This window comes from Microthrixaceae bacterium (assembly GCA_023957975.1).
GTDB lineage: Bacteria > Actinomycetota > Acidimicrobiia > Acidimicrobiales > Microtrichaceae > JAMLGM01.
In genome coordinates this window covers 1-13,362 of the sequence record JAMLGM010000018.1, presented here as the reverse complement: position 1 = coordinate 13,362, position 13,362 = coordinate 1, and the positions used below count along the sequence as shown (strand labels likewise).

Genomic DNA, 13,362 nt, shown 5'->3' with positions numbered 1-13,362 from the left:
CCGATGTTACCGAGCGGCGGGCACCAACAAGCAGCGACACCCTGGATGCACGGGCGGACAGTCGTCTCCGGTCGGGAATGCTTCGCCTGCTGCGGTCGGCCCGGCGAGGTTGTTGTCCTCGCCGTCGGGACACGCGCGGCCCGAGTGATCGACGATCCAACGCACTTCATCGCCCGGCTCTGCGGCCGCGAGCACGCCACGGCTGAACGCAACGGTCACGAGATCGCCGGCAACTTCTGCGATTCGGTCGTTCTTGAACTCGCGGTAGCCGAGGCGTACGGCGTCGACGAGGTCGGTGCGGTCCGGTGTCGGATCGTCGACTTCGGCGATGATCCTGGCGAGCTTCGCCGTCAGGGGGGCCACCGCGAGCTCGGAGAGTCGCTCGACGGCCTGATCGAACGCTGCGGAAACGTCGATCTGGTCGACGTGGGTTTCTGGGCGCCACGTATCGAGAGCGAACTCGACCCCTGCGTGCAACACGGCGGTGAGATCGGCGGCGACCGCCGACCGGTACGCCGCCATCTGCTCGACCGCACTCGGCAGAATCTGCTCGGCGGTCTTCATCTTCTTGTTGCGACGAATGAGGTCGAGCACCTCGTTCTCCTGGTCGGACACGACCCGGCGGATTCGACGTGCGATCTGTTGACCGAGGTCGCCGATCGCGTCGTCGCGCTCGTCGAGCAGGGCCTGTTGAGCAAGCGTGCGGTCCTGCTCGGTGGTGAGCACCGCCACCGCCACCGCCGCTTCGGACTGTTCGAGGCGTTGCTCGGCAGCGGCCAAGTCGATCACCATCGCCGGCCCGTTGATCGATGCCACCGCGGCGAGCGCCGCCACATCATCGGATGCGACGTCGGGGTCATCGCTGTCGAGTTGACCGAGGTAGTCGCCATCGTCGCCATCGTCGTCATCGTCGTCATCGAAGTCATCGAAGTCCTCGTCATCGTCGACGTCGTGATCGGCGCGCAGCAGGGCGAAGATCGCGTCGACCGCGCCGGGTTCGCCTTCCCCGGCGGGTTCGTCGCCGACGTCGGCGGTGGAGTCGGCCTCGCTGTCGGTGAGCAACTCGATCCCGACCGGTGATGGGCCGTCCTGATTCGAGCTCACAAGCCGAAGGCGACCGAACGAGGGGTCTTCATCCTCGTCTTCGTCCTCGTCACTCAAGGCAAGGTCGTCGACGATCTCGCCGTCGACGATCTCGCCGTCAAGCTCGTCGACCATCTCGTCGTCGTGTTCGTCGTGTTCGTCGTGTTCGTCGAGGTCGTCGTGTTCGTCGGCCAGAGCCACATCACGGTCGGCTTCAGCCTCGAACGTCTCCTCTCCCGCCCCGGCTTCGCCATCCGCATCAACGGTCGCAGCGTCGACCTCAACAAACGCCTCGGCAAGCTCCTCGACAACCTGTTCGGTGATCTCATCTCCCACGAGTTCGGCATCGACCTCCGCAACGAGCGACGACTCGGCGCTCGCTACGGCGACCTCGTCGACCTCGTCGCCACCGATGACGTCTTCATCCTGATCGTCATCGTCATCGTCGTCGTCGAGCACGAGTTCGATGTCGATCTGTGCCATCGAGGAACCGTCGGACGATGCCAGCCCGGCCGCCGCCAGGAAATCCACCTCGGGCGCTTCGCCGCCATCGGCCAGGGCGCCTTCGAACAACTCGTCGTTGCTCGCACCGGCATGGATCAGTCGATCGAGCTGCTCGACGGAGGTGTAGGTGTCATTCGGCAGTGCCCGGGCTGCTGCGTCGGCGTCGTGGCGGGCCAGAGGCAGCGCCTCGACCACCTCCTCGACGATCTCGTCGAAGGAAGCACGCGCCTGGTCGAACACGGCCAACAACCGTTCCCGCCCCGCCCGCGTCGCCTCCAACTGCTGGCGCGCCCCGTGACGGCGCTCCGCGAGGTCGCGGATCATCCGCTCTCGCACGAGCTGGGTTTCCTCGATCATGGAACGTGCGACCGCTCGCGCCCGCTCGACCTCGGCTTCGGCATCGGCCCGTGCGGTGTTCAGCCGTTCCGCAACGTCCTCCTCGGCGGCCGCACGTACGACCTCGGCCTCCTCGCGGATCGCAGCCGCCGCGGCCTCTGCGGCATCGCGAATCCGATCCGCGTCCTCGGTGGCCTCGGACTCACGGCGCGCCCGAGCCTCCTCGGCCTCGCGCCGGATCGACTCGGCATCCACCTCGGCTTCGGCTCGGATCTCGGCGGCTTCAGCCCGCGCGTCCGCCAGATCCGACTTGGCCTCTTCGAGCACCTGCTCGGCGTTCTGGTCGGCCAGCTCCGCCTGAGCTTCGATGTCGCGTCGCCGGTGCTCGACGTACTCGTCGATTTCGGCCCGCTGCGCCTCGCATTCCTGAACGGTGCTCGTGCGCAGCGCCTCGACCTCGGCCACGACGTCCTCACGAAGCTCCTGCGCTTCTCGTTCGGATCGGGCCCGCAACTCCTCGGCCTCGCGGGTCAGTTCGCTTGCACGCTCCTGTGCCTCACGAACGAGGCGCCCTGCGTTCTCCTCGGCTTTCGAGCGGATCTCGGTCGCAGCTTCGCGAGCAGCGTCGATGACGCGCACGGTTTCCTCACCGAGGGCACGGCTGATCGTCGCCGGGTCGAGCGACTCAAGGTCGAGCGCCTGGCTCCGAGCGAGTTCGACCTGGGTTTCCAACGCCGTTTCAACGCCGCGAAGCCGCCGGATCTCGTCGGTGAGGCGAGTGATATGAACCCGCACCTCGGTCGGGTCATACCCCTTGCGCGCCCGTGAGAACTCACGGGTGGCGGCTTCGCCGGGGTCGATGTGAAAGGCGTCACCGGACAGCGTCATGTCGACGATGCTACGACCGCACGCGGTGGTTCAGGTGGACACCGCCGACATGTTTTTCGAGCCGATCAGTTCTCGGCGGCGTCGCTGTATTCCGCGGGGTCGAGTAGTGCGAGGGCCTCGCGCAGCGTCGACACGGCATGGAGCTCGATGCGTCCGCCAGCGGCCTTTTCCAGACGCTTCAGGTCCGCTTCAGACGTTTCGGAGGGATAGAGAAACACCGTGGCCCCATCGCGGATCGCTCCGACCACCTTCTTGTCGACCCCGCCGATCGCACCGACATTGCCGGCAGCGTCGATCTCTCCCGTGACGCCGACGACCCGCCCGCCGGTCAGATCCCCAGGGGTGAGACGGTCGATCAAACCGAGTGTCCACGCCAACCCGGCGGACGGCCCGAGCACCCCGCCCGAGTCGAATTCCACCGAGAATCCCGTGTCGACGGTCTCGTTGAACGTCTGCACCGTCACGCCGAGCATCGCCCGGTCTTCCTCGGGGTTCCTGGCGAGCTCCACCTCGACCGCGAGTTCGTGTCGCTGCGCCGAAGGAATCAACGCCTGCAGCGGGTCCTGCGATTCGAGCCGCGAAACGGTCACCGTGACGACATCGCCGGGCGCGGCCCCATCCAGGGCACTGCGCAACTCGGTGGTCGTCGCGATGGAGCGCTCACCGACGGCGGTGATCACGTCGCCGACCTGCAGCACCGACCGCGCCGGCACCTCGTCCTCGGCGAATCCCTGCACGAGCGCGCCATGTCCGGTGATGGTGATGGGGAGCCCCAACACGTCGAAAGCCGCCACGAGGGCCACCAGCTTCGAACGGTCCATCTGTGCCTGATTGATGAGGCGTTCGGTCTTGCGATCGACCGTACCGATCACGTCGCGTTCACTGACGATGTCGATGTTGGGTCGAAGCCACCCCAGCGCGAGGGCGGCGAGGGTCGCATGACGTTGCGACACGGTGACGAGCCGCACCTGACCCTCCGACTCGAACGACTCGTGGCCGCTGATGGTGATGAACTGCTGAGTGGCACGGGTGGAGCCCGGCCCCTCGAGGTAGTACGGCACCGGCACGACGAACGCGACCACGACCGCCACCACCAGCAACACTGCCGCAACCCATGGCCACACCCTCCTCGACCGCGTCGTCGATACGATGGGGTCTGTCATGTTCGCGTCACTCATCATCGGGTTGGCCATCATTGTGGTGGGTGCGGTGTTGTCGGGGTGGATGTTGTTCGGCCAGAACGGCTCGGTCGACACCTCAGCCCATCACGTGCACAGCACCCTAACGGCACCACCCACGAACGCGGTCGCAACCGCTGGAGGTTCTCAGGTGAGTTCAAACACGGCCGATACCGCACCCGTCGCCACTGGCCGTGGTCGGTTCGAGCGCAGGCCTGGTGGCGTTCGCGACACGATGGGCATGGCTCGCCGAGATGGCTCGCGCAACGTCAAGGTCGGCTGGCTCGTCCGGCTGCGCTCAGCCGCGTTGTTGGTGTTGATCACCGTGGGGATCGGCACGGTGATCGGCGCACTGTTCGGCATGGTCGCGCTCGCGGCCAGTTTCGTCATCGGCTGAGCCCCTTCGGCTGAGCCCCTTCGGCTGAGCCCCTTCGCCGGGCCGGCGCCGCCTCACGCGGATCGTCGCCCCAAAAACGAAGGTTCGCCGGACCCTGCAGGACCCGGCGAACCCTTGACGACCTTGGGGGAGGTTCAGCGACCGAACAATCCGCGGCGGCCGCGCTCTTCTTCGGGAGCGCCGAACGTCGACCCGTTGGGAGCGGTGCTGCTGGCACCGACCGGCGAGTCGAGGTTGGTCGGGGCATCTTCGCCCGAGGTGGGGGCCGAGGCGCTTCCGAGGGTGACGGCGCCGACGCGAACATCACCTGCGGGGGGCTCGGGGGTCGTCTCCGCTGCGGCCGCTTCGGCGCCGAACACCGGCGCTGCGGGTGGTGCGGCAATCGGGGCTACCTCGGCGGGCTTCGGTGCGGCCGCCTGGGCACCGGCACCAAAGGGCGCCGCCGCCGGGGCTGCGGTGACCGGGGCTGCTGCAGCGACCGGGGCCGCAGCGGCACCCGAGCCGAGCTGCGCGAGCTGGACTCGGAAGTACGGGCGGAACTCGAACTTGAGCTCTTCCATCTGGAAGATCCGGGCGTTCAAGACGTTCTGTTCGTTGCGAAGTGACTCGACGAATGCGACCGATTCATCGACCGTCTCGAACTGGATGTAGCTTGATTCGCCTTCAGGTGTCTGGAAATTGACCATGTACGACACGGGCGCGTCTCCTTCGTCGTGTGCGGGGAAGAGCAAGAAGTTTATGCCGACATGACCTCCTCTCGTCCACCAGAACTTTTTCGACGTGAAGCCATTCTCAGCGGCTGGACCAACGACCCCGCCACCGCCCGACGACTCTTCGCCCACGAGTCACCCGCCGTTCGCGCTTCGGCCTTCGGGGCGTTGGTGCGTCTTGGCGCCGTCACCGACGCGGAGTTCGACGCAGCGATCCGCGACGACGCCTGGCAGGTGCGCCATCGCGCGTTCAGCGAACTTCCGAGGCTGTGGGGTTCGGAACCTCACCGATCACCCGACGCCCCCGGGTCGACGGTGCTGGCCGACGCGGTGCTGGCTGGCTTGAGCGACCGGGACGACGTGGTCGTGGAACTGGCGTGTTTCGTGGCCGGCGAGTGCCTGCCAAGTCCGGCCGGGGTGATCGAGCGGCTGTGCGTTCTCGCGACGGATCATGACGAGGCGTTGATCCGCGAGTCTGCGGTCGCCGCGCTCGGCTCCCTCGGCGATGCACGCGGGAGACCGAGCGTGTTGGCGGCATGCGGCGACAAGGCAACCGTGCGACGTCGGGCGGTGTTGGCGTTGACCGCCTTCGACGGCGACGAGGTCGATGAGATGTTGACCCGGATGGCGGACGACGTCGATTGGCAGGTCCGTCAAGCGGCCGAAGAGCTGCTCGCCATCGGCGAGGTCGAGCTGTAATCGGCACCTGGGCGTTCAGCGGCCACGCATCGAGCCCGAGCCCGATTGCAGCCGACTGTGCATGAACATGTCCTTGAGCGCTTCCCAGTTCTCGACGATGCGTCCGGCCCCCAACACGACCGATTCCAACGGCTGTTGCACCACTTGAACCGCAACCCCGCTGGCATTCGCGATCCGGATGTCGAGCCCCTTCAGCAAGGCTCCACCGCCGACGAGGTTGATGCCGCTTTCCAGCAGATCCTGGGCCAACTCGGGCGGCGCCTCGCCGACGCAGCTCAGCACGGAATCGACCATCGTCGTCACCGGCTCCTCGAGCGCGCCGCGCACCTCCTCGGGGGTCAGCACGACCGTGCGCGGCAACCCGCTCATCAGCTCGCGGCCGCGCACCTCGGCGCACACCTCTCCGTCGGTCTCGTGCGCCGAACCGATGGTGACCTTGATCTGTTCGGCCGTCTGTTCACCGATGGCGATGCCGTATTCACGGCGGATGTACTGAATGATCGCCGAGTCGAGGTCGAACGAGCCGACCCGAACCGCTCGGAGCGCGACGATGCCGCCGAGCGAGATCAGCGCGGTTTCGGAGGTTCCGCCGCCGATGTCGACGACCATGTTCGCGACGGGCTCGTTGATCGGAAGCGCAGCGCCGATCGCCGCTGCCATCGGCTGTTCGAGCAACTGGGCGTCGGCGGCCCCCGCCCGTTTGGTGGCCTCGATGACCGCACGGCGTTCGACCGCGGTGATCGCCGAGGGCACGCACACCACGACTCGCGGCCGGTTGAATCGGCTCACCCCGACTCGCTTGAGCAGCAGGCGCATCATCTCCTGCGTGACCTCGAAGTCGGTGATGGCGCCCTTGCGCAACGGCCGCACCGCGACGATGTAGGAGGGGGTGCGGCCGATCATCTGCCACGCCTCGCGCCCCATGGCGAGCACTTCGCGGTTGCGGCTGTTGAGCGCGATCACCGACGGTTCGTTCAACACGATGCCTTCGCCGCGCGCGTACACGAGGGTATTGGCGGTGCCGAGGTCGATCGCGAGGTCGCGGGGCATTACTCAGCGGTCCCGCTCGACAGCTTCAGACTCGACGACTTCAGACTCCCCGGCGTCAGGCTCGAGGCTGGTATCGGGCGGGGTTGCCGGTTCGGCCCGGGACGCGTCCGAGGGCTCCGAGACGGTCGGAGGGGGCTGCGGGTCGGACGCTGGATGGTTGGAATCGAGGTCATCGGCAACGGAGTCGTGAGACGATTGTGACACCGTCGGCGGTGTCGGGGGCGGTTCGGGGCGATCGACGCCCCCTTCAACGGCGGGGACGGCGGGGTCGGGCTCGTCGGCGGATTCGGTAACGGTTCGACCCCGCGGCTGCGCAGCCTTGCGCACAACCACTGGGGATGACGCCGAGTCGTTCCCGGGCGCCAACGCATCCATGCTACGGCGGAAGGCATCGACACCGTCACCTCGCCGTGTGCGAGGTTCCCGCAGGGCCAACGCGACGATCATTCCGCCGACGACGGCGATCACCAGAGCAATACCGAGGTAGGACACCGGACTCATGACGGCTCAGGTCCCCCAAGCGTCGAGGGCGTGACGAGCCGGATTTCACGATCGGAGGGTGGGTGACAGGACACGTGGAACATTGGTGCAAGGCAGGAAGCGACGTCGATGGCCCGTCGACAGGGCACAGGAGCGAACGGCTCTATCTTGCACGATTCGACGCCCGCCAACCGTGCCGGCGGGTTCCTTTCCTCGACTCGCCCGAACCGGAGTCGCGCAATCGGGCCCGCGGTCTCGATCCGGGCAATGCTCGGTAAGGTCACCGTCATGGGTGTCGCACAACCGCCAGAGGACGACCGCGGCGATTCAGCGCTCCCGCCGGCACACACCCGACCTTGGCGCCATCCCTCCGAGCTCGGCCGGTTCCATGCGCCCGGCCCTTCCCCCGGCCCAGCGTCGGTCAGGGTTGGCCCGTCGTCCGCGTTCCGTTCGAAGGCGGCCTCGGCCGAAGGCGCCGGCCGTCGGTTCTCGGCCGGTTCGCTCGTCGTGGCCGCCGCGCTCGGCGCGGTCACCCTCTTCGCCACGATGACGGCACTCGGCGTGGTCAACCCTGCGGTGCCGCAGTCCTCTCCCGGCAGCGGCCAGACGGCCTCCGACGTCGGCCGTATCGCCGGAACCGCGACGGTTCGGGTCGAATACTCCGGATCGGTGCGGGTGGGAACCGGCGTCCTCGTGGAACCCGACATGGCGATCACCGCGTTGCCGGCGACGGCGATCGACTCGGGGCAATGGTCGTATCGACGAGATGGAACCTGGGGTGAGGCGAGCCTCGTCGGAATCGACCCGACGACCGGTCTAACGTTGGTGTCGTTCGCCGAACCCGTGGCGGAAACCCCTGGTGTCGTCGACCGCGGAGCCGACACCTCAGATTCCGACACCGTCGATGTCGCTACCGAGGCCGCCGATCCAACCACAGCTTCATCTGCGCCAGCGTCCTCCCCCGCCACGTCATCGGTCGCCACGCCATCGGTCGCCACGCCGGAGATCGAGGCACCAGAGATCGAAGCGCCGTGGGCGGCCGCTTCGCTGGGCGACTCGGTGCGTGTCGCCGCCGCGTCGTCCGGGCTGCCGACGTTGAACGTGCGAGGCCGAACCCAGCGGATCGTGAGCGAGTCGGGCCGGATCACCAGCGGCTCGTCCACCCTCGATCATCTGCTGGTCGTCACCGCCCAGCGGGGCACGGCTGCAGGCGACCTCCTCCTGCACACCGACCACGACACGATCGTCGGCCTGATCCTCGATCGCGACGACGATTCGAACGATCAATTGGCCTTCGCCGTATCACCCCAGCGGGCGGTTGCGATCGCCCGAGACCTGGCAGATGCCGCAGCGGCACGCCCGCCCGACACAGCGGCATAACCGCTGAGAACGCTCCTCGACCCCGCCGGTTCCTACCTCAACGACGGATCTACCATGTTGCCGTGACCCACTTCGACGGCGCTGACGACGACACCCCCGACCCGCTCGGCGACCTCGCGGCGGGCCTCAACCAGATCTTTTCCCTGTTCGGCGCGGGGGCGGGCGGCCCCGGTGCTGCGGGGTTGGCCGGCTTGGGCGGAGCACTCGGCTCGCCGAATTGGGAGCAGGCCCGCCAATCCGCGGCAGCGTTGGCGACGCAGGGGCACAGCGACGCCAACGTCGACCCGCTCGTGCGCATGCAGTACGAACAGCTTGCTCGCGTCGCCGAACTCCAGGTGGCACGGGTGACCGGGCTGAGCCTGACCCGATCGGGCGCGGCGCTCGCCGTCACCCCGGTGAACCGAAGCCAGTTCGCCCGCGACACCGTCGATGACTACCGGCCGCTGTTCGAAAAGCTCGCCGATTCGCTCGGACGCATGATGACGGCGCAGATGGGCCAGATCGATGCCACCGACCTCGAGGAGATGACCCAGTTCCTGCCGCCGGGGTTCAACGTCGACCTCTCCGCGATCATGGCTCAGGCGAGCAGTTTCATCGGACCGATGATGCTCGTCACGCTTGCAGGTTCGACCGCCGGACAGCTCGGGTCGCGCGCGTTCGGCTCCTACGACCTGCCCATTCCCCGCCACCGCAGCGACGAGGTGCTGATCGTCGCCACCGCGCTCGACGAGTTCGGACAGGAGTGGAGCCTGCCGCTCGATGACCTGCGCTTGTACGTGTGCATCTCCGAGATGGCGATGCACGCCGTGTTGTCGGTTCCCCACGTCGCCGCTCGGCTCGAGGAGTTGCTGGCGGCGCACGCCGACGGTTTCGAAGCCGATCCGGAGGCGATACAACGCAACTTCGGCGATCTCGACGATTTCGACGATTTCGACCCCGCCGATCCCGAATCGCTCGCGGAACTGCAGGGCTCACTCCTCAACCCCGAAATGATGCTGAACGCGATTCGTTCCGACCAGCAGCGGGCATTGGTGCCGCAGATCGACGCCCTCGTCAGCGTGCTGATCGGCTACGTCGACTGGGTGGTCGACACGATCGCCACGACGATGCTGTCCTCCCACGACATGGTGGCGGAGGCGTTTCGTCGCCGACGCGTCGAGGCGGGCGAGGCGAGCCGGTTCATCGAGCGGCTCTTCGGGCTGCAGCTCACCCGTGAGAATTGTGCGCTCGGATCGGCGTTCATCGACGGGGTGGTGCAGCGGGCCGGAACCGACGCGCTCTCGACGCTGTGGCGCTCGGTCGACGACCTGCCCACACCCAATGAGTTGGAGTTGCCCGGCCTGTGGCTCGCCCGGGTCGGCATCGGCGACGACGATCAAGAGTTGCCGGCGCTCGACGAGTCGTTCGAGGTGCCGGACTTTCCCGATTTCGAGGCGTAGACCCCGACGCGGCGGCCCCCGTCGCTCGACGAGCGCCACGCCGGCCTCACCCCGAGCTTCAGCGACGCCGCTGCGACCGCGGCGATCGCCGCGGCGACGATCGCTCCGACCCCGATCGGTACCACCAGCACCGCGGGGATGAGCGCCCCGAACACCCACCCCACCTGGAACCTGGACTCGTAGCGGGCGAAAACCTGACCGCGATCGAGCTCGGCGACGACGCGTTGCACGGTGGAGTCGAAGGCCTGCTTCGCCAGCGCCGCGGCCAAGGCAGTGCCGAACGCGAGGGCGACATATCCGGCGAGGTTGCCGTCGCCTCCCCAGCTCAAGGCCGCTGCGCCGACCCCAGCCAGCACCGCGACCAGCGAGCCGCCGATCTGGATTCGCTCCTCGTCGAGACCGGAACGCAACCTGGGGGCGATCATCGCTCCGACGAGCCCGCCGGTGACGCTGGCGACGAGCACCGCTCCGAAATACCACATCGGCGGACCGTCTCCGAGGGGTGGAACCGTGACTCGGGGGTCGAATTCCCGCGCGGCCTCGAGTGCCAGGTTGGCGGCGCGGTCGCCGAGCGAGACCCGACCGCCGCCGCGCAGCTCGAAGGCCATGAGGAAGGTGACGAACCCGACGACCAGCCGGATGAGCCCCATGCCAAAGGCTGCCACCGACAACATCGCGGGGGTTGTGACCTCTGTGCGTTCGACCGCCGAGGTTTCCTCCTCGGCCCCCGCAGCGCTCGGTTTGAGCCGCAACGCGACCACCCCACCCGCCACGAACACCGCCGAGGTGACCCCGAGCAGAAACCCTTCGCCGATGAGGAGACAGCCCCCGCCGATGACACCCCCCACCGTCGACGCAATGCTGCTCAACAGCTGAAGCTTCGAGTTCGCTTCGACGTGTTTGGCCTCGCCGGCCACCGTCGTCGGCACCACCGCGGCGCGGGCGATCTGGTACGTCTTCGCCAACACCAACATCGCGAACGCCTCGACGAACAGCGCGGGCGAATCGCCGAGCACGGCCACCACCATCAACGCCGCTACTGCGGCACGGATGAACAACGTGGTGCGAATCACCATTCGGTGACCGCCGCGTACCTTGTCGATGAACGGGCCGATGAACGGGCCGACGACCGCGAAGGGTGCCATCGTGAACAGAAGGCCCAAGATGACCTTCTCGCGGCCTCGCGACGGGTCGATGTTGAAGAAGAACGAGCTGGCGAGACTCAACACGACCATCGTCTCGCCGACCACCGAGAGGAAGTGGGTGATGGCGAGGCGGGTGAACGGATCGCTCCAATCGAGCTCCCCCCAAGGCGAACGTGGGCGGCCACGATCCGCGATTGCGGTGTCCGCACCGGAACGGGCGGCGGTTCTCACGGCGTCCTCATCCACAGGCCGAGGATAGGGCCGTACGCGTCGCCACGCGACCGACGCCGCATCTTGGCCTGTTGACCCGTTTCACGGTGCCTTATAGCGTGTCACTCACGAATCTTCGGTTTGGGACCGTCGGATGTCGCGTGGCAGCAACATCGACGATGGCGGCGTCTTCTCCCCCAGGCCGATCACACCGATGGAGTACACCGATGCCCACGACATTGGACCGATCCCGCCGATCCGGTAGTCCGATGAGGCGCCTGCGAGCGCCGCTTGCGGTGCTCGCCGCAGCGCTGATGGCGGTCACCGCGGCATGCGCCCCCACCACGACACCCACCCCCCCTACCCCGGTCGACCCGGTGGACGCGTCGGCGCGGTCGGTGCGGGTCAACCAGCTTCCCAAGGCCGTCGAGGTCACCTGGCAGGCCGACGAGGACCTCACGAGTTTCGAGGTGCAGTGGCGCACCGGCGCCATGCCGACGTGGGGAACCCAGACCGTCACCGGCCGCTCGACGACCATCAACGGCCTCACCACGCTGGCCATGTATCAGTACCGCGTGCGGGCGACCCCCACCCCCGAGCTGACCAACCCCGTCTGGAGTGCGACCGTGTCGAGTCGCTACTACGAGGCGACCCTGCCGGTGATGTCGATCAACACGAACGATCAGCCCATCCTCGACAAGGAGAACTACGTCGCTGCCACCTACTCGCTCGACCCCAACGGGTCGGACGTCGCTGCGTTCTCGGGGGCCGTCGAGATCCGCGGCCGCGGTAACACCACCTGGGACCTGCCGAAGAAGCCGTACCGGCTCAAGCTCGCCAACAAGGCCGCGCTCATGGGTATGCCCTCGAACCGTCACTGGGCCCTCCTGGCGAACTACGCCGACCGTTCCCAGATCCGCACCACCGTCGGCCAGACGCTCGCCTCGATGACCTCCATCGACTGGTCCCCGCGTTCGCAGCTGGTGGAAGTCGTGCTCAACGGGGTGTACCAGGGCCCGTATCAGCTCATCGAACACCGACGCATCGACAAGGACCGCATCAACATCGATGAAATGTCGTCGAGCGACAACAGCGGCGAAGCCCTCACCGGTGGATACGTCTTCGAGATCGATTTCCGCGGCGACGACCAGGCCCTGCGCACCAGTCGCGGCGCAAAGGTCACGGTGAGCGATCCCGAGCCGTACACCCCCGAACAGCAGGCCTACGCCCAGTCGGTGCTGCAACGCTTCGAAGACGCTCTGTTCTCGCCGGACTTCGCCGACCCGGAAACCGGATATCGCGCGTACGTCGATATGGAGTCCCTCATCGATTCGTACCTGGTGGCGGAATTCACGATGCAGGTCGACTTCTTCTACACGAGCACCTTCTTCTACAAAAAGCGCGGCGACGAGAAGTTCTACTTCGGCCCGATGTGGGATTTCGACGTTTCGGTCGCTCCGGTCACCGTCGGGGTCGAGGAGATCACGTGGCCAGCGAACATGCCGTGGGTCCGCAATCCCTCCATCACCTTCAACCGCGACGGCGGCGGCAAGTGGATCGGGCGACTCTTCGAGGACCCGACATTCGTCCAAGCCGTCCATGACCGCTGGCAGGAGCTCAAGGAACCGTTCGGCGCCTATGTCCAGGGAATGGCCGCCATGCAAGCTCCGCTCAACAGCGCCATCAAGGCCGACAGCGTCCGTTGGGACCGTGGCGAGTTGGGTACGTATCACCGGGCCAGCCAGATGCAGGGCTGGATGAACCAGCGCTGGAACTGGATGAATTCAACGATGTAGTGAACTCGATGATGTAACGGCCGCGACGCGGTGATGGCCGTCGGGGGGGGGGCCCGGGGGGAGCCCC

The 13,362-nt window shown here is 67.1% G+C and carries 10 protein-coding genes; 5 read left to right on the top strand and 5 right to left on the bottom strand.

Features of this window, described 5'->3' with window-relative positions:
* Positions 1-6: 6 nt before the first annotated feature.
* Positions 7-2,811 (bottom strand): DivIVA domain-containing protein, encoded by a 2,805-nt coding sequence (locus M9952_16145; protein MCO5314455.1) that lies wholly within the window; start codon positions 2,809-2,811, stop codon positions 7-9.
* 65 nt (positions 2,812-2,876) lie between these two features.
* On the bottom strand, positions 2,877-3,974 hold the full coding sequence (locus M9952_16140; protein MCO5314454.1) for a PDZ domain-containing protein: 1,098 nt from the start codon (positions 3,972-3,974) through the stop codon (positions 2,877-2,879).
* On the opposite strand from M9952_16140, the gene M9952_16135 reads away from it, so the two are divergent.
* Positions 3,973-4,386, top strand: coding sequence for a hypothetical protein (locus M9952_16135; GenBank protein MCO5314453.1), 414 nt, complete (start codon positions 3,973-3,975; stop codon positions 4,384-4,386). The two genes, M9952_16140 and M9952_16135, sit on opposite strands and share 2 nt — an antisense overlap.
* 134 nt (positions 4,387-4,520) lie before the next feature.
* Here M9952_16135 and M9952_16130 read toward each other — a convergent pair whose 3' ends face one another.
* Positions 4,521-5,081, bottom strand: a complete 561-nt coding sequence (locus M9952_16130; protein MCO5314452.1) for a hypothetical protein — start codon at positions 5,079-5,081, stop codon at positions 4,521-4,523.
* 51 nt (positions 5,082-5,132) lie between these two features.
* Here M9952_16130 and M9952_16125 point away from each other — a divergent pair, with 51 nt between their 5' ends.
* The gene (locus M9952_16125) at positions 5,133-5,795 is read left to right on the top strand and encodes a hypothetical protein (protein MCO5314451.1); all 663 of its coding nucleotides are present in this window, start codon (positions 5,133-5,135) and stop codon (positions 5,793-5,795) included.
* A 15-nt stretch (positions 5,796-5,810) separates the two neighbouring features.
* Here M9952_16125 and M9952_16120 read toward each other — a convergent pair whose 3' ends face one another.
* Positions 5,811-6,845: a rod shape-determining protein gene (locus M9952_16120; GenBank protein ID MCO5314450.1), complete on the bottom strand. Its 1,035-nt coding sequence runs from the start codon at positions 6,843-6,845 to the stop codon at positions 5,811-5,813.
* A 768-nt stretch (positions 6,846-7,613) separates the two neighbouring features.
* Here M9952_16120 and M9952_16115 point away from each other — a divergent pair.
* Complete coding sequence (locus M9952_16115) at positions 7,614-8,705, top strand: hypothetical protein (GenBank protein ID MCO5314449.1); 1,092 nt, start codon at positions 7,614-7,616, stop codon at positions 8,703-8,705.
* Between the two features lie 62 nt (positions 8,706-8,767).
* Entirely contained in the window at positions 8,768-10,144 is a 1,377-nt protein-coding gene (locus M9952_16110; GenBank protein ID MCO5314448.1) for a zinc-dependent metalloprotease, read from the top strand.
* On the opposite strand, the gene M9952_16105 is transcribed toward M9952_16110, so the two are convergent.
* On the bottom strand, positions 10,081-11,535 hold the full coding sequence (locus tag M9952_16105) for a hypothetical protein (GenBank protein MCO5314447.1): 1,455 nt from the start codon (positions 11,533-11,535) through the stop codon (positions 10,081-10,083). The genes M9952_16110 and M9952_16105 overlap by 64 nt on opposite strands.
* Positions 11,536-11,768: 233 nt before the next feature.
* On the opposite strand from M9952_16105, the gene M9952_16100 reads away from it, so the two are divergent.
* Complete coding sequence (locus M9952_16100; GenBank protein MCO5314446.1) at positions 11,769-13,295, top strand: CotH kinase family protein; 1,527 nt, start codon at positions 11,769-11,771, stop codon at positions 13,293-13,295.
* Positions 13,296-13,362 lie beyond the last annotated feature (67 nt).

Coding starts and splice junctions, on each gene's coding strand:
- M9952_16140 (MCO5314454.1), bottom strand. CDS start 3,974: ATGACAGACCCCATCGTATCGACGACGCGGTCGAGGAGGGTGTGGCCA.
- M9952_16120 (MCO5314450.1), bottom strand. CDS start 6,845: ATGCCCCGCGACCTCGCGATCGACCTCGGCACCGCCAATACCCTCGTG.
- M9952_16125 (MCO5314451.1), top strand. CDS start 5,133: ATGACCTCCTCTCGTCCACCAGAACTTTTTCGACGTGAAGCCATTCTC.
- M9952_16100 (MCO5314446.1), top strand. CDS start 11,769: ATGAGGCGCCTGCGAGCGCCGCTTGCGGTGCTCGCCGCAGCGCTGATG.
- M9952_16115 (MCO5314449.1), top strand. CDS start 7,614: ATGGGTGTCGCACAACCGCCAGAGGACGACCGCGGCGATTCAGCGCTC.
- M9952_16145 (MCO5314455.1), bottom strand. CDS start 2,811: ATGACGCTGTCCGGTGACGCCTTTCACATCGACCCCGGCGAAGCCGCC.
- M9952_16135 (MCO5314453.1), top strand. CDS start 3,973: ATGTTCGCGTCACTCATCATCGGGTTGGCCATCATTGTGGTGGGTGCG.